General features: G+C 66.4%; 18 protein-coding genes and 1 riboswitch. Of the genes, 3 read left to right on the top strand and 15 right to left on the bottom strand.

Annotation, left to right across the window (positions count from 1 at the left end):
* Nucleotides 1-165: 165 nt before the first annotated feature.
* The 8 genes from QZ332_RS03125 to moaA are packed head-to-tail and all read right to left on the bottom strand — an operon-like array spanning nt 166 to nt 6163.
* A complete protein-coding gene (locus tag QZ332_RS03125; protein ID WP_295762219.1) occupies nt 166-660 on the bottom strand; it encodes a molybdenum cofactor biosynthesis protein B in 495 nt (164 codons plus the stop codon).
* A gap of 11 nt (nt 661-671) precedes the next feature.
* Nucleotides 672-1730 carry a sulfate/molybdate ABC transporter ATP-binding protein gene (locus QZ332_RS03120; protein WP_295762217.1) on the bottom strand — a complete coding sequence of 353 codons (1059 nt, stop codon included), beginning with the start codon at nt 1728-1730 and terminating at the stop codon, nt 672-674.
* Complete coding sequence (gene modB / locus QZ332_RS03115; protein WP_295762214.1) at nt 1721-2389, bottom strand: molybdate ABC transporter permease subunit; 669 nt, start codon at nt 2387-2389, stop codon at nt 1721-1723. The genes QZ332_RS03120 and modB overlap by 10 nt, the downstream gene beginning before the upstream one ends.
* Before the next feature lie 15 nt (nt 2390-2404).
* Nucleotides 2405-3232 carry a molybdate ABC transporter substrate-binding protein gene (gene modA / locus QZ332_RS03110; RefSeq protein WP_295762212.1) on the bottom strand — a complete coding sequence of 276 codons (828 nt, stop codon included), beginning with the start codon at nt 3230-3232 and terminating at the stop codon, nt 2405-2407.
* A gap of 41 nt (nt 3233-3273) precedes the next feature.
* On the bottom strand, nt 3274-4293 hold the full coding sequence (locus tag QZ332_RS03105) for a molybdopterin-binding protein (RefSeq protein ID WP_295762209.1): 1020 nt from the start codon (nt 4291-4293) through the stop codon (nt 3274-3276).
* The gene (locus tag QZ332_RS03100; protein WP_295762290.1) at nt 4290-4733 is read right to left on the bottom strand and encodes an MOSC domain-containing protein; all 444 of its coding nucleotides are present in this window, start codon (nt 4731-4733) and stop codon (nt 4290-4292) included. The genes QZ332_RS03105 and QZ332_RS03100 overlap by 4 nt, the downstream gene beginning before the upstream one ends.
* A 13-nt stretch (nt 4734-4746) precedes the next feature.
* Nucleotides 4747-5220 (bottom strand): cyclic pyranopterin monophosphate synthase MoaC, encoded by a 474-nt coding sequence (moaC, locus tag QZ332_RS03095; RefSeq protein WP_295762206.1) that lies wholly within the window; start codon nt 5218-5220, stop codon nt 4747-4749.
* Between the two features lie 4 nt (nt 5221-5224).
* Entirely contained in the window at nt 5225-6163 is a 939-nt protein-coding gene (gene moaA, locus QZ332_RS03090) for a GTP 3',8-cyclase MoaA (protein ID WP_295762203.1), read from the bottom strand.
* Between the two features lie 129 nt (nt 6164-6292).
* Between moaA and QZ332_RS03085 the strand changes: the two genes are divergently transcribed.
* Complete coding sequence (locus QZ332_RS03085) at nt 6293-7030, top strand: Crp/Fnr family transcriptional regulator (protein WP_295762200.1); 738 nt, start codon at nt 6293-6295, stop codon at nt 7028-7030.
* Between the two features lie 14 nt (nt 7031-7044).
* Here the strand turns inward: QZ332_RS03085 and QZ332_RS03080 are convergent, their stop codons facing one another.
* Nucleotides 7045-8361 carry an alpha-amylase family glycosyl hydrolase gene (locus QZ332_RS03080; RefSeq protein WP_295762199.1) on the bottom strand — a complete coding sequence of 439 codons (1317 nt, stop codon included), beginning with the start codon at nt 8359-8361 and terminating at the stop codon, nt 7045-7047.
* 361 nt (nt 8362-8722) lie between these two features.
* On the opposite strand from QZ332_RS03080, the gene QZ332_RS03075 reads away from it, so the two are divergent.
* Nucleotides 8723-10417: a hypothetical protein gene (locus QZ332_RS03075; protein ID WP_295762196.1), complete on the top strand. Its 1695-nt coding sequence runs from the start codon at nt 8723-8725 to the stop codon at nt 10415-10417.
* Between the two features lie 157 nt (nt 10418-10574).
* Nucleotides 10575-10737: riboswitch (M-box (ykoK) riboswitch) on the top strand.
* A 99-nt stretch (nt 10738-10836) separates the two neighbouring features.
* Nucleotides 10837-12219 (top strand): magnesium transporter, encoded by a 1383-nt coding sequence (gene mgtE / locus QZ332_RS03070; RefSeq protein WP_295762192.1) that lies wholly within the window; start codon nt 10837-10839, stop codon nt 12217-12219.
* Nucleotides 12220-12222: 3 nt separating this feature from the next.
* Here the strand turns inward: mgtE and QZ332_RS03065 are convergent, their stop codons facing one another.
* From QZ332_RS03065 to QZ332_RS03040, 6 genes are all read right to left on the bottom strand, one after another.
* The gene (locus QZ332_RS03065; protein WP_295762188.1) at nt 12223-12642 is read right to left on the bottom strand and encodes a nuclear transport factor 2 family protein; all 420 of its coding nucleotides are present in this window, start codon (nt 12640-12642) and stop codon (nt 12223-12225) included.
* Between the two features lie 86 nt (nt 12643-12728).
* Complete coding sequence (locus QZ332_RS03060) at nt 12729-13349, bottom strand: HAD-IA family hydrolase (RefSeq protein ID WP_295762184.1); 621 nt, start codon at nt 13347-13349, stop codon at nt 12729-12731.
* A 274-nt stretch (nt 13350-13623) separates the two neighbouring features.
* Nucleotides 13624-13998, bottom strand: a complete 375-nt coding sequence (locus QZ332_RS03055) for a sulfite exporter TauE/SafE family protein (RefSeq protein WP_295762181.1) — start codon at nt 13996-13998, stop codon at nt 13624-13626.
* A complete protein-coding gene (locus QZ332_RS03050) occupies nt 13995-14348 on the bottom strand; it encodes a TSUP family transporter (RefSeq protein ID WP_295762178.1) in 354 nt (117 codons plus the stop codon). The genes QZ332_RS03055 and QZ332_RS03050 overlap by 4 nt, the downstream gene beginning before the upstream one ends.
* A gap of 57 nt (nt 14349-14405) precedes the next feature.
* Complete coding sequence (locus tag QZ332_RS03045) at nt 14406-14597, bottom strand: DUF1540 domain-containing protein (protein ID WP_295762176.1); 192 nt, start codon at nt 14595-14597, stop codon at nt 14406-14408.
* Nucleotides 14598-14953: 356 nt separating this feature from the next.
* Complete coding sequence (locus tag QZ332_RS03040) at nt 14954-15643, bottom strand: hypothetical protein (RefSeq protein WP_295762173.1); 690 nt, start codon at nt 15641-15643, stop codon at nt 14954-14956.
* Nucleotides 15644-15695: the final 52 nt, after the last annotated feature.

Genomic DNA, 15695 nt, shown 5'->3' with positions numbered 1-15695 from the left:
GAAGCGTCCTCCCGGCCTCCCGGGAGGGCGCTTTCGATCCCGTATAGGCGGCGCTGCCGCCGCTCCGGCCAGGCCGGCGGGCCCGCGGAGGTCCGGCCGTCCACGTTCGTTCGAAAGGGCGCAGAGGGCCTCCATGCGCCGGGGGCGCTGCAGGGCCCCGGTCTTTCAAGGGAGCGCGGCGCAGTCCGCCGGACCGCCCAGGAGCATCTTCAGCCCGTGCTCCAGCGCGGGGAGGACGGCTTCCAGGTTCTCGCGGGCCGCTTTCGGACTGCCGGGCAGGTTGACGATCAGCGTCCCGCCCCGGATGCCCGCCGCGGCGCGGGACAGCATGGCCCGCGGGGTGACGGCCAGGGATGCCGCCCGCATGGCCTCCGGGATGCCGGGGACCATGCGGCCGCAGACGGCGGCGGTGGCCTCCGGGGTCACGTCCCGGGGGGAGAAGCCGGTGCCGCCGGTGGTGACCACCAAGGCGGCGCCTTTTTGGTCGGAGAGCTCCGCCAGGGCGGCTTCGATCTTGGGCCGTTCGTCCGGGACGACGGCCGTCTCGATCACCCGATAGCCCGCTCCCGCCAGCAGGGAGGCCACCAGGGGGCCCGCCTCGTCGGAGCGCCGGCCTTGGGAGCAGCGGTCGCTGACCGTCAGGACTGCGGCTGTATACATGAGGACCCCTCCTATCTTAAAAGCATCAGATCTTCCGGCCGGACCGCCGCCAGGAGGCGGCCCTGGTCCGGGAGGGCCGCCCAGGCGTCCTTGGGGAGCTCCATCCAAAGCACGGGGGATGCGGGCCCCGCTCCCTCCGGGCGGAGGGAGATCCGCATCGAGGATAGGTCCTCCGTCGCCCGGACCACCCGGCAGGGGAAGGCGTTCTCCTCCCCCGGTCCCGCCGGGTGGACGCATCCGGCCCGGACGCCCAGGGTGGCGGCGTCTTCCCGCCAGGGGGCGGCGGAACGGAGCGTCACGCCCCAATCCGGGACCTCCACCAGTCCGGGCCCCGGCCCCGGGCGGACGGGGACGAAGCTCCCGCACCCGGAGAGCCGGGCGGCGCTGACGGTGACGGGGGCCGTCATCAGCTCCTCCATCCCCACCGCCGGGGAGGAACGTCCGCCCTCCAGCACGCAGACCCGGCGGCAGTTCCGGAAGACCTCCCCCCGGTCGTGGCTGACCCACAGCACCGGGCCGGGGAAGCGGTCCAGCACGTCCCGGAGCTCCTCTTCCAGCTGCCATTTCAGATAGCTGTCCAAGGCGGAGAAGGGCTCGTCCAGCAGGAGGGCCCGGGGATCCGACGCCAGGATGCGGGCCAGGGCCGCCCGCTGCCGCTGTCCGCCGGAGAGCTGCCGGGGGTGGAGCCGCTCCAGTCCCTCCAGGCGGAGCATGGAGAGGAGCTCACGGGTCCGCTCGATCCGCTTGGTTTTTTCCAGATGCCGCAGGCAGACGGCGATGTTCCGCTCCACCGTCATGTTGGGGAACAGGGCGTGGTCTTGGAAGAGGAACCCGATCCGCCGCCGCTGGGGCGGCAGGTCGATCCCCGCGTCACGGTCGAAGAGGACCCGTCCGTCCAGCTCGATCCGCCCGCGGTCGGGCCGGTCGATCCCGGCGATGCACTTCAGCGTCACGCTCTTCCCGCAGCCGGAGGCCCCCAGCAGCGCCAGGGCCCCGCCGCTCTCCACGGAGAAGTCCGCGTCCAGCCGGAACCCGCCGTAGCGTTTCTGGATCCGCACCGTCAGGGACATGGCCGTCCCTCCTTCCGCTCCAGCAGGTCCACCGCCAGCAGCACCACAGCGGAGACCGCCAGGTCCACCAGCACCCACCGCAGGGCCAGGGCGTCCTCTCCGGTGCGCCAGAGCTGGTAGACGGTGGTGGAGATGACGGCGGTCCGCCCGGGGGTGTACCCGGCGATCATGGACGTGGCCCCATATTCCCCCAAGGCCCGGGCGAAGGCCAGCACCGTCCCCGCCAGGATGCCCTGGCGGCAGTTCGGCATCCGGACGCGCCAGAAGATGAAGGTCTCGCTCAGCCCCAGGGTCCGCCCCGCCTGGGCCAGGGTCTCGTCGAAGGACTCGAAGGCCCCCCGGGCGGTGCGGTACATCAGGGGGAAGCTCACCGCCACCGCGGCGAAGACCGCGGACCACCAGGTCATGGTCAGCCGCAGGCCGAAGGTCTCCAGGGACCAGGAGCCGACGGCCCGCCTCGGCCCCAGGACCAGCAGGAGCAGATACCCCACCACCGTGGGCGGCAGGACCAAGGGCAGGGTCAGGGCCACATCCAGGACGCCTTTCAGCACACGGGGGGCCTTGGCGGTATGATACGCCGAAAAGATGCCGAGGAAGAAGACGATGACCGTGGAGATGGCGGAGACGCGGATAGAATTGTAAAGGGGAAACCAGTCCATGGCGGTCCTCCCGTTTTACCGGCCGATCCCGGTGAAGCCCGCGCTCTCGAACACGGGTATGCCTCCGCCGGCTGCGCCCAGCCAGGTGAGGAAGTCCAGGGCCTCATCGGGATGGGCGGTATCTTTCATCACGGCGGCGGGGTAGACGACCGGGCCGCACATCTCCTCCGTGGCGGTGTCCACGATCTCCAGCCCGGCGGAAAAAGCGTCGGTGGCGTAGACGATGCCGCAGTCCACCGATCCCTCGGACACCTGGGCGGTGACCTCCTTGGCGTTGGAACCGTAGGTCAGCGTCCCGGCGGCGGCCAGGGACGCCTCGTCCAGGCCGTAGTAGGCGAAGATCGATTGCGTGTACTGGCCCACAGGCACGTCGCGGTTGCCGATGGCCAGGAGGACGGTCCCGGCCTCCAGGGCCCCGCACAGCTCGTCGAAGCTGCGGATCCCGGCGGGACCGCCCTCCGGGACCACGAGGACCACCTGGTTCTCCAGCAGGTCCACCCGGGTGTCCGACAGGATGAGATCCAGACCTCCCTCTCCGGCCTCCTCCGGGGCTTCGGCGTCCACAGCGGGAGCGACGGCGGCGTCCAGCTGATCCATCTGCTTTTGTCCGGCGGAGAGGAAGAGGTCGCAGACCGCGCCCTCCTCGATCTGCGTCTTGAGGGTGCCGGAGGAGTCGAAGCTGAAGACCAGGGCGATACCGGGGTGATCCTCCTGATAGATCTCCCCGGCCTCCGTCAGCGTCTCCTGGAGGGAGGCGGCGGCGAAGACCGTCAGCTCCACGTCCCTGGAGCCGCCGCAGGCGGTGAGGAGCAGGATCGAAAGGATGAGAAGGAGCCTCTTCATGACGGCCTCTCTTTCAAATATACTTTATAAAAGATATCTTCTTACTTCCCGAACCCGCAGTTGGGGTAAGTGCAGACCTCGCAGCCCAGGCACAGCCCGCCCTCGCCCATGGCGGCGATGTCCGCCCTGGTGACGCGCACCCCGGCGGCGGCGCGGGGGAGGATCAGGTCGAAGATCGTGCGCTTGGCGTACATCACGCAGCCGGGGAGGCCCATCACGGGGGTCCCGTCCTCGAAGTACCCCAGCAGGAACATGGCCCCCGGCAGCACCGGCGCGCCATAGGTGACGATGCCCGCCCCGCTCCGCTTCACGGCCCCCGGCGTGTTGTCGTCCGGGTCCACGCTCATGCCGCCGGTGCAGAGGATCAGGTCCGCTCCCGCGGCCCGGACCTCCAGGATGGCGTTGGCCACGGCCTCCATGTCGTCCCCGGGGCGGCGGCGCTCCACCGTCTCGATGCCGAAGGCGGCCAGCTTCCGCTCCACCACCGGGGTGAAGGCGTCCTGGATCAGGCCCTTGGCGACCTCGCTGCCGGTGGCGACGATCCCGGCGGTCTTCAGCTTCCAGGGGAGCAGCTCCAGGAGGGGCGCGTCCCCGGCGGCGGCCTCGGCCTGCCGCAGCTTCTCGTCTTCCACGATCAGGGGGATGACGCGGGTGCCCGCCAGCTTGTCGCCCCGGCGGACCGCCGTGTCCCCGTGGCGGGTGGCGATCATGATGTCCTCCAGGGCGTTGACGGCGTCCAGCCGGGCGCGGTCCACCCGGAAGAGCCCGTCGATGGCGGCGGTGAGCTCGATCTTCCCCTCCTTCACGGCGGAGCGGTCCATGTGCTCGTTCCGGCAGAGGGCGCAGAGGCGCTCGGCGGCGTCGTCCTCGTGGACCATGCCGGGGACCATCTCCCAGACATAGAGGGACTCCTTGCCCATGGAGAGCAGGACGGGGATGTCCTCCTCCCGGACCACATGGCCCTTGCGGAAGCGGGCGTCCTTGTACTTGCCGGGGACGATCTGGGTCATGTCGTGGCAGAGGACGTGGCCCACGGCCTCCTCCGTGCGTATCCGTTTCATGCTTCCGCCTCCTGTACGATCTCGATGGGGTCCCCCCTGCGGACGGCCCCCTCCCGCACCACGACGGCGAAGATCCCCTCGGTGGGCATGACGCACGTCCCGGTGGCCTGCTTGACCGCGCAGTCGCTGTGGCACTCCTTGCCGATCTGCGTCACCTCTACGACCGCCTCTCCCAGCCGGAGCCGGGTCCCGACGGGGAGGCGTTTGAGCTCGATGCCGCGGGTGTCGATGTTCTCGGCGAAGGCCCCCGGCGGCAGCTGGGGCAGGAGGGCGCGCATCTTGTCCACGCTCTCCTCCGCCAGGAGGCTGATCTGCCGGTGCCAGTCCCCGGCGTGGGCGTCGCCCACGATGCCGTGGCGGAGCTTCAATCGGATCTCCGGGACCTCCCGCTTCACGGTGCCCTTCTCCTCGCTGATGTTGACGGATACGACCTGCGCCACGGCGGCCCCCTCCTTACATAAATTCATTTATAAAGTCTCCGCTTTTCCCGCCGGTCTTTCGCAGGAGACGGATATCGCCGATCTCCATGTCCTTCTGGACGGCCTTGCACATGTCGTAGATGGTCAGCGCCGCGGCGGACGCCGCCGTCAGGGCCTCCATCTCCACGCCGGTCTCGCCTTTGCATCTCGCCTGGGCCCGGATATGGACGGCGGACTCCTCCAGGGTGAAGCGGATGTCCACCCCCGTCAGGGCCAGCGGATGGCACATGGGGATCAGCTCATGGGTCCGCTTGGCGGCCATGATCCCCGCCACCTGGGCCACGGCCAGCACGTCCCCCTTGGGCCCTCCGCCGGTGCGGATCAGCGCTACGGTGGAAGGGGCCATGTAGATCCGCCCCTCGGCCAGGGCCGTGCGGGAGGAGGCGGCTTTCTCCGTCACGTCCACCATCCGGGCCCGGCCCTGCTCGTCGATGTGGGTCAGTTCCATAGGTTCAGCCTCCGATCTGGTTCATGTCCCGGCCCGCGGCGCTGCGGCCGGTCTCGGTCATGTGGTGATGCTCCGGCTTGGCGGCGATGCCGTCCTCGATGGCCCGCCGGAGGGCTTCCCCGTGGAGGCCCCGGAGGGGGATCTCCTGGCCGGAGTGGAGGCAGGGCTTCAGCTTCCCGTCCGCCGTCACCCGGATGCGGTCGCACTGGGCACAGAAGCGGCGGCTCATAGGCTCGATGAGCCCCACCAGCCCCTGCCCGCCGGGCGGGCGGTAGCGCCGGGCCACGCCGCGGTCCCAGGCAGGGCGGAGGTCCGGACAGGCATCCAGCACCGCCTGGGCGGGGAGAGGGCGGGCGTTCCTGCCCTCGCCGATGGGCATCAGCTCGATGAAGCGGACCTCGATGGGATACCGCCGGGCCAGGTCCACGAAGGCGGGGATCTCATCGTCGTTGAAGCCCTCCATCAGGACCACGTTCAGCTTCGTCCCGGTGAAGCCCGCCTCCCCGGCGGCCTCCAGGCCCCGGAGGGCGTCCTCCAGGCGGCCGGTCCGGGTCATGTAGGCGTAGCGGTCCGGCCGGAGGGTGTCCAGGCTGATGTTCAGGCGGGCGACGCCCGCGGCCTTGAGGGCCTCCGCCGATCCGGGGAGGGCCAGGCCGTTGGTGGTGAGGCACAGCTCCTCCACCCCGGGCAGGGCGGCGATTCCCCGGCAGATGTCCAGGATGTCCCGGCGGACCAAAGGCTCCCCGCCGGTGAGGCGGATCTTGCGGATCCCGCAGTCCACCGCGGCGGCGGCGATCCCCACCAGCTCCTCCACAGAGCAGATGCCGGCGCGGTCCCGTTTGGCGGTGCCCGATGCGGGCATGCAGTACCGGCACCGGAGGGAGCAGCGGTCCGTGACGGAGAGGCGGAGATAGGTGATGTGTCTGCCGTGGCTGTCCCGCATAGCGGTCCCTCCCTTCCCTGGCGGTGTCCTTCCTGTACCCGATTATAACGGGCCCCTGCCGGAAAAGATGTTGTCTTGACAACTTTTTTGTGTTATAATTTCCAAAAACGCCGGAAAGGGGAGAGCATCTTGGATACGCCGCTGTCGATCTTGAAGACCTGCCGCCTGTTCCGGGATCTGCCGCCGGAGACGCTGGAGCGGGACATCGTGCCCCGGGGGAAGCTCCGGGAGTTCGAGAAGCAGGCGGTCCTCATCGCGCCGGGGGACCGGGTGGAGTGGTTTGCCGTGGTCCTCCGGGGGAGGGTGCAGATCTGCCAGATCTTCGCCGACGGGACCAGGAGCCTGATGGAGGCCCTGGGGCCGGGATCCCTGGCGGCGGCGGATCTGATCGCCACCCGCAGCCGCCGTTCGCCCTACTATGCCGTGGCGGGGAGCGCGGTCCGGATCTTCCAGTTCCCGGGGGACCTCCTGCTGGAGCCGGGGGCCCTGGCGGAGGAGGAGCGGATGGTCCTTTGCCGATCCCTGCTGCGGGTGCTGTCCGACGACGACCTGCGCAAGCATTACCGGCTGGCGATCCTCTCCCAGAGGGGCCTGCGGGACCGGGTGCTGATCTACCTCACCATGCAGGCGGAGCGCCGGGGGACCAGCGCCTTTCGGATCCCCTTCTCCCGGGAGGAGATGGCGGCGTTCCTCTGCGTGGACCGTAGCGCCCTGTCCCATGAGCTGAGCCTGATGCAGGGAGAGGGGCTGATCCGCTTCCGGAAGGACGAGTTCGTCCTGCTCCCGGCGGGGGAGAAGCGGAGCATCTGGAGCGGACTGGAGGGGAAAGGAGACCCGCCGGAGCCGGGGCCCTGGCGGGTAAAATAACTTTTATAAAGTATCTATACAGTCTCGCACTTCCAGTATGCCACGCTGTAAGGCGGCAGCTCGCTGCCCCCGCCGAAGTCGTGGAGCTCCCCCGTGATGAGGTCCACGGCCTGGCCGCAGCCCGCGTCGAAGTGGGCCGTGTAGGGGGCGCCGGCGGCGTTGACGGCGACCAGCACCCGCTCTTTGTCGGTCCGGCGCTGGAAGATGGCCTGATGGTTGGTGAGGACGAGGTCCTTGAAGTCGCCATAGCACAGGGCGTCGCTCTCCTTGTGGGCCTTCGCCATGGCGGCGATCTGGTCCGTCAGCTCCGTCCACTCCGGATGCTCGAAGGCGGGACGGAGGGCGTCGTCGTTCCCCGGGGACTTCTCTCCCGGCGCGCCCCACTCGCTGCCGTAGTACAGGCAGGGGATGCCGGGCATGCCGAACAGCAGGCCGTAGAGCAGGGGGAGGTGACGGGGCTCGGTCAGGATGCTGGCGGCGCGGGTCACGTCGTGGTTGTCCGCGAAGCAGAGGAGGTGCTTGCCTTTGTAGAGGGTCCACGGCTCCGGACCGAACTGGCGCTTGAGGCTGTGGATGATCTCGAAGAGGTTCATGGAGTTCAGGCTGGACCAGAGGCCCTTATAGCACTCGTAGTTGGTGCAGGAATGGAGGAGGCCGTCGCCGGTCCAGCGGTTGTAGTCCCCGTGGAGGGTCTCGCCCACCAGGAAGAACTCGGGCTTCAGGGCGTCGCAGGACCGGCGCAGGCGGCGGAGGAAGTCCGGGTCCAAGCAGTAGGCCACGTCCAGCCGGAGGCCGTCGATGTCGAACCGGTCCACCCAGGACTTGACGCAGTCCAGGAGGTGGTCCACCACGGCGGGGTTTTGCAGGTTCAGCTTCACGAGCTCGAAGTGCCCCTCCCAGCCCTCGTACCAGAAACCGTCGTGGTAGTTGGAATCGCCGTCGAAGCGGATGTGGAACCAGTCCTTGTAGGGGGAGTCCCACTTTTTCTCCCGCACGTCCCGGAAGGCCCAGAAGCCCCGGCCCACGTGATGGAACACGCCGTCCAGGACGACCTTGATGCCGTGGGCGTGGAGGGCCTCCACGACGGCGGCGAAGTCCCGGCCGGTGCCGAGGCGGCAGTCGATCTTGCGGTAGTCGCGGGTGTCGTAGCCGTGGGTGTCGCTTTCGAAGATGGGAGAGAGGTAGAGGGCGTCGGCCCCCAGCTTTTGGATATGGGGGGCCCAGTCGGCGATCTTCGCGATGCGGCTCACGCAGACGCCGTCGTTCTCCTTCGGCGCGCCGCAGAAGCCCAGGGGATAGATCTGGTAGAATACGCTTTTTTCAGCCCACATGATGAGATACTTCCTTTCTGGAGATGGGTACAGTATACCACAGGACCCTGCCGCCGTCGAGGGGAGGATGGCCCTGGAGGTGTCCCATTTACAAATCTTATTGCAGGGGAGGCTGTCGGCCGCCTGTCCATCAAGGGCGGCAGCGCAGCGAAACACTTCCTGGATTGCCAAACTTATCTCACCATTTTGGGGGAATGCTTTTAGAGTACGCGAGGACGCTCCTCAGTGGGAGATCCGCCTTGCAGGAGGGCAAGGAGCGTGTTATAATAGGAAAAATCACTGTGGGCCTACTTCCTTCTTCCATATACATGAAGAGGGAGTCCCTTGGTTTCCGGTGAGATGAAAGAAGGAGACGATAGATATGAGGAAAAGATCTTGGCTGTGGCCTCTGGTGCTGGGACTGGTCCTAACGGCCCTGACGGGCACGGCCCTGGCTGCCCAGTATACAGATGGGGAGAGGACCGAATGCGGCGAGGACGGGGCCATCTGCCATAAGACGGTCTCCACCGCCCCGGCGTCTTCGGCCCGGACGGAGGATCCGGACGGGCTTATCCCTCTGGGAGATCCCTCGGACCTGCGATGGGATCCGGACGACCCGGGAGCGGCCCTGTGGGAGACCACGGGCGCTTTCCAGCAGAAAGTTCAGATCGATTATTATCAGGTAGGCCAGCCGGACGCTTTATATCGTATCGAAAGATCTTATAAAGCCGAAAGCATCCTCACAAGCTTCTCTGAAAAGAGTTTTCGCTATGAGCTGTACGACCCATACACGGGGGAATGCTTGATGAACCTCCCCAGTGGGGACTATTATTTCACCGTCCAAAATAAGGGGGACGGAATAAGATACGGGGACAGTGATTTGGTCTCCTCCAAAGATATGCCCGGCGGTATCTTCCATTATACTGCGCCTGGAGTTCAGTTGGCTCCTCCGAGCCAAGTGCGCTGGAGCTGGCCGGCTGTCCTCTGGGATGACCTGCGCAGCAAAGACGAGAGGATCTATGGCTACTATATCGACTACGGTTACTCACCTGAGCATACCCAGAATGGCGAGGATATCGAAGTCATTGGCGGCGAGGTCGGAGGACGCGGCGTAGAAAGCGGTCATTCCGATCCTTCTTATATCGATATGCTGAGCGACGAACACGGCGTGGGATGGTATTATTTCCGGGTCCGTGCATTAAGCGAAAACATCAGTCAGCAGCGCAACAGCGAGTGGTCAGCGTGGTCTGAGGGATATCACCTTTCGGACGCGTCCCGGAAGGTCCTTGACAGCTTGGATGATATTCGCAGGACCGCGCAGCCGGAAGAGATCCGCCAGAGGGTCCAGGCGCTGGACAGGATGGAACTGGAGAGTGCTCTGGAGGCGGAAAATAGAGCGGAAGAAGTCCTTTTATCGCTGGAGGAGGCTCTGGGCGGTCCGGCCCTGCCCAAGGTGACGGACCCGGGATTGGAGAAAATATTTGATACGAAAAAAGTCTCCGTTTCCGGCGCGTCCCTGAATAATATCACGGGGACGGAACCCCCGGTCTTGAACATTGGCAGAGTCAGGGAGCCTCACGATATCCGTGAAGAAATGTACAGCAGCATCCTGACGGTAGACTTCTCCATGGAGCTCTCCGGTGTGGAGGGTACGCATGACCTGGCGGTCCCGGTAAAAGTAAGGCTGCCCATCCCGGAGACGATCGACCCCTATTTCCTGGCGATCCTGCATTACAAAGCAGATGGCAGCTTCGAGGAAATAACACAGTGCAATATCTACCGGCAAGATGGTCAGTGGTATGTTTCTTTCGTCCTCACCAGCTTCAGCGATTTCGCGCTGACAGAGCGTCTGGACGAGGGGGATGGGCCCGTCATCCTGCTTGGCCAGGACGGGCGATACCAAGTAGTCCGGGCTCCGGAGGGTGCCCGGCTGTACTTAGCCCGATACGAGGGGGATCGGTTTCGGTCCCTGGGGGAGCTGGATGCCCTGTCCGGGACCCTTGAGGGCTCCGGGAAGCTGTTCCTTTTGGATGGCGAAAGCCGTCCCCTCTGCGCCGCTAAGGATCTGAGGGGTTGACGGAGGAGCGTCCCCTGATTCGATCATAGAGGCGGCTATCAGCTGTCCCAGGCCGTTGAAAACGCAAAAATCACACGGGCGGGAGATCCAGGAAGGATCCCCCGCCCCTTGACAGGGGCGGGAAAGTAGCATAATATAGGTGTATACGGAAAAACTTCATAGGGTCCGGTAGGTAAGGCTGCCACAAGGATATGGGTCGCTGCCGCGAAATGATGGAGACATCATCAGCTGGTTTGAACAGGCGATATCGAACACCAAGGTATCATCTAACGCGATTTCACCGCCTTGTGAGGCTAAAGCTTGAACGGTAGGGGCAGGGCGCGCGGCGTCCGCCTGTCAGAGAGGGGTTGACCTCCAGTCGTACCGGCGCGGGACGATTGGAGGATCTTTGCATTTCGATGAGGAGAGGAGGTCCCGGCATGTTCGATTTACAAAACGGACGGACGGAGCTGCTGGAGAAGATCGAGGAACGGATCGAACGAAAACGCTACGCCGACCTGAGGGACCTCCTGCTGCCCATGGAGGCGGCGGACATCGCCTCCCTCTGTACGGACCTGGACACGAAGGTCCCCCTGGTCTTCCGCCTGCTGCCCAAGGAGCTGGCGGCGGAGGTCTTCGTGGAGCTGGACAGCGACGAGCAGGAGCTGCTCATCGACAGCTTTTCCAATACGGAGCTCAAAGAGGTCCTGGATGAGCTCTACCTGGACGACACCGTGGACATCGTGGAGGAGATGCCGGCCAACGTGGTCAAGCGCATCCTCCGCCACTGCGACCCGGAGATGCGCAAGAGCATCAACGAGGTCCTGAAGTACCCGGAGGATTCCGCCGGGAGCATCATGACCACGGAGTTCGTGGACCTGAAGGCCAACATGACGGTGGAGGCCGCCCTGAAGCGCATCCGCCGCACCGGCCCGGACAAGGAGACCATCAACATCTGCTACGTCATCGACGAGGGGCGGCACCTGCTGGGCCTCCTGACCATCCGCACCATCCTCCTGGCGGAGGAGGACGACATCATCGGCGACATCATGGAACGAAACCTCATCGCCGTCCAGACCCTGGACGACCAGGAGTTCGTGGCCCGGGCCCTGGGGAAGTACGACTTCCTGGCCCTGCCTGTGGTGGACAAGGAGGACCGCCTGGTGGGCATCGTCACCGTCGACGATGCCATCGACGTCCTCCAGGAAGAGGTCACGGAGGACATCGAGAAGATGGCCGCCATGCTGCCGGGCGACAAGCCCTATCTGAAGACCGGCGTCTTCGAGACCTGGAAGGCCCGGACCCCTTGGCTGATGCTGCTGATGCTCTCCGCCACGTTCACCGGGATCATCCTGACGCACTTCGAGGAGTCCCTGATGGCCTGCGCGATCTTGACCTCGTTCATCCCCATGCTCTCCGGCACCGGCGGCAACAGCGGCACCCAGGCGTCCACCGCCGTGATCCGGGCCCTGTCCCTGGGCGAGGTGCGCTTTTCCGACCTGTTCCAGGTGCTGTGGAAGGAGTTCTGGGTCTCGGTCTGCTGCGGCCTGTGCCTTGCCGCCGCCAACTTCGTGAAGATGATGCTGGTGGACCGCTGGCTGCTGCGGAACCCCACGGTGACGCCCCAGGTGGCGCTGGTGGTCTGCGCCACGCTGGTGGGGACGGTGCTCTGCGCCAAGCTGGTGGGGTGCTCCCTGCCCCTGCTGGCAAAAAAGGTGGGCTTCGATCCGGCGGTGATGGCCTCGCCGTTCATCACCACGATCGTGGACGCGCTGTCCCTGCTGATCTACTTCCGTTTCGCCTCGGCGATCCTGGGGCTGTGAGGCTCAAAACCAGGCGGCGGGGCCTTCCCGGAACTTCGGTTCCGGGCCGTCCCGGTAGGGATCGTACCGGTCCACGTTGCAGCCGAATTCCTGGAGACAGGCGATGCGGCCCTGGGTGTCCCACCGGACCAGGGACATGCCGTCGAAGGCTTCCGTCCGGCCGTCGTCCATCCGGTCCTGGAACCGCCACGCCGCGGCCGTCCGGTCGTCCCGGTGGAAGAACTGCCCGATGTCCCACCGGAGGACGGTCCCCCGGGCGTTCCACTCGCAGAACCAGTGCCGGATCTTCCCGACGCCGTGGTATTCCGGGCCCCAGCTCTCGATGTAGACGGCGTCGGGAGCGAAGATGTCCGAGATGCCCAGGTCCGCCTTTTTCAGCCACATCCCAAACCACAGGCGGAGGATGGCTTCCCGCTGCTCCATAAGATCGTCTCCCCTTTCCGAGATCCATATAGATGATATCGATAGAGAACGGCGGGCGGTCCGCACGATGGGGGACCGCCCGCCGTTCACCGTCCGGCGATGGCCCGGATCTCCAGCAGGTCCCGGACCACATAGTCCGCCGACCCGGCCCCGGAGGGGGAGTAGAGGATGCCGCGGACCCCGGCATTCTTGGCGCAGTCCATGTCCAAGGTCCGGTCCCCCACGTAGAAGACCCGGTCCCGGTCCAGGCGGTATCCCTCCATCAGGTAGAGCAGGGCGTCGGGGGCGGGCTTGCGGGGGAAGCCGTCCAGGCTGGTGACGACCTCCCGGAAATAAGGCCGGAGGCCCAGGTTTTCCAGGACGGCGGCGGTCGTCCTGCCCCGGTGGGTGTAGACGAAGTGGGCGGCCCCCAGGGCGGCGGTCTCCCGCAGGACCTCCTCCGCGTGGGGCATAGCGGGGATCTCCCCGATCCGCCCGCCGCTGATGGCCGAGTAGCGGTCCTTGAGCTGCCGGTAGGGCAGGCCGGCCCGCTCCGCCGTCTGGCGGAGGAAGGCGCTGACGGAGCCGTCTTTGACCTGGCGGAGGATCTCCTCGGGGCCTTCGCCGAGGGAGAGCTCCGCCAAGGTCTGGCGGAGGCTGGAGACGATGACCCCGTAGGAGTCCAGCAGGGTGCCGTCCAGGTCCCAGATGAACGTTGTCCCAGTCATAAGTATCCCTCCAAAGTTCGATCCGATCTCCGGGCCATTATACCAGCATCCGCATCCGCTGTCCAGGGCTTTCGGGGGAGGGCGGCGCGGCTCTCCGGGGGACGGGGCGGCTTGCTGAGGGCGGCGGCCCATATGGCGGGGGAGCGCATGTGCGGGAGGCCCCGGAGGGCCTCCCGCACCATTTGGATCGACGCGTTTTCGAAGCGACCCGGACGCCCTGGAGGTTTGCGCCGAATGGGGACATCCCCCCCGGCCGGTGGGCGCCTGCGCCGGCTCACGCTCCCTTGGTGTCCTTCCGGGGCCAGATCAGGCTGGCCCCCGACAAGAGCAGATAGGCCCCGAAGGGCTTGCGGAGGACCTCCACATCCACCGCGTTGGACACCCAGGCCCCGATCAGCGCGGCGGCGACGGCGGCGGGCACGGCGGCTTTCAGCGTGGGCTTGTCCAGATACCCGGCCTTGGCGTGGCAGACCAGGGCGCTGGCGGCGGTGGGGAGGAAGAACAGCAGGTTCACGCCCTGGGCCGTCCGCTGGTCCACGCCCAGGAACAGCGTCATCACCAGCAGAAGCAGCGTCCCGCCGCCCACGCCCCAGGCGGAGATCACGCTGGCCCCCAGGCCGCACAAAAATGGGATCAGCCAGTCCGTCACAGCAGATATCTCACCCCCGCGTAGAAGAGGAAGGCGGCGAAGAGCCACTTCAAGGACTTCGTGGAGATCTTGCCGTACAGCTTCCCGCCGAGCCACCCGCCGATGAGCCCCCCGGCCAGGTAGGGCAGGGCCGTCATGAGGGACACGCCGCCCCGCCAGACATACACCGCCGCCGACACCAGGCACACCGGGAAGATGACCCCCACGCAGGTGGCGTATAGTTTGCGCTGGTCCAGGTCCCCCCACCGGGACTGTATGGGCAGGAACACCATGCCCCCGCCGCCGCCGAACAGGCCGTTGGCCAGGCCCGCCGCGCCTCCGGCGATCCGGGCCGTCCACGCTCCTTCCACTGCGCCGCCTCCTCTCGTTATGTATGCCCCGGCGGGGCCGGGGCAGGAGCCGTCCGCTTATTTCAGCTTGAAGCTCTGGCAGTCCACGCACTCCACCATAGTGGGGTTGCTCTCGTGGGTGCCCACCTGGATGGTGTTCAGGCCGCAGTACTCGTTGTCCTGGCAGTGGTTGGCACAGTTGTTGACGGTACACTTGATGCTCTGGTTGGGCTTGCAGGCGCAGCCGCCGTTGGTGCAATCTCTGGTCATGACGAGACCTCCCGCGTGAAGATTTTTCCGGCGCCGAGGCGCGTCCAGCGCTTCCCCAGTGTGAAGAGGACGCCCCGGCGCCGTTCTCCACGTCCTGATGAGAGCCGTCCGCTCCATCAGCGCCCTCCTAGTTTGCTCCGGGAGGGAGAGAGTATGCGCGGTCCGGTGCGGCTGAAAATTTTGGCATGGAAAAAGGGACCGCCATGCGGCGGTCCCCGAAGTGCCGAAAAAGCAGTGGAGATCTCATCGGCGGGGAGGAGGAGCGTCACGGGAGGGACCCGGGAGGGGTCCCTTCGGTGCGCATCGGTCCTCCGCGAGTCCCCCGGCCCCCGCGGGGGATGGAGGGACGAGATCCCTTAGGCGGCGTGGTAGATGGCTTCGCAGAAGCCGTCCGAATGGTGGTCGCCGCAGCAGCGCTTCCCGCCGTGGGTGTGGGGCCCGGTGAGCGTACAGCCCTCCACGGTGCACAGGGGGCGGCAGCTCCCGTCGCAGAACCCGTCCACGTGATGATAGCCGCAGCAGGCATTGCCGCCGTGGTCATGCTGTCCGGGGATGGCGCAGTTATCGGCGGTGCAGAGGGGGCGGCAGTTCCCGTCGCAGAAGCCCTCCAGATGGGGATAGTTGCAGTAGGTGACGCCGCCGTGGACATGCCGTCCCTCGGCCTCACAGGTGACGATGGTGCACAGGGCCCGGCAGCTGCCGTCGCAGAAGCCGTCCGCGTGGGCATAGCCGCAGTAGGTGACGCCGCTGTGCGTGTGCCGTCCCAGGGCCTCGCAGCCCTCCACGGCGCACAGGGCCCGGCAGTTGTTGTCGCAGAAGCCGCTCCGGTGGGGATAGCCGCAGTAGGTGACGCCCCCGTGGGTGTGCCGCCCGGCGGTGGTGCAGCCCTCCACCGTGCAGACGGCGATGGGCTTGGGCACGGAGGGCTGGGGGGTGGTGGGCCGCCCATGGCAGCCGCCGTGGTGCCCGTGCCCATGGGCGGAGACCGGCAGGGCCAGGAGTATGGCCAGGGCCAGGAGACAGAAAAGGTTCCTCTTGATCGACATGGTGAGAGACCTCCTACATCCATAGTGTTGTGATCATCATAGCACAAAGGGC

The sequence above is a fragment of the uncultured Oscillibacter sp. genome (assembly GCF_910584465.1).
GTDB lineage: Bacteria > Bacillota > Clostridia > Oscillospirales > Oscillospiraceae > Oscillibacter.
The sequence above is the reverse complement of the archived record's forward strand: the minus strand, read 5'-3'. Positions and strand labels throughout refer to the sequence as shown.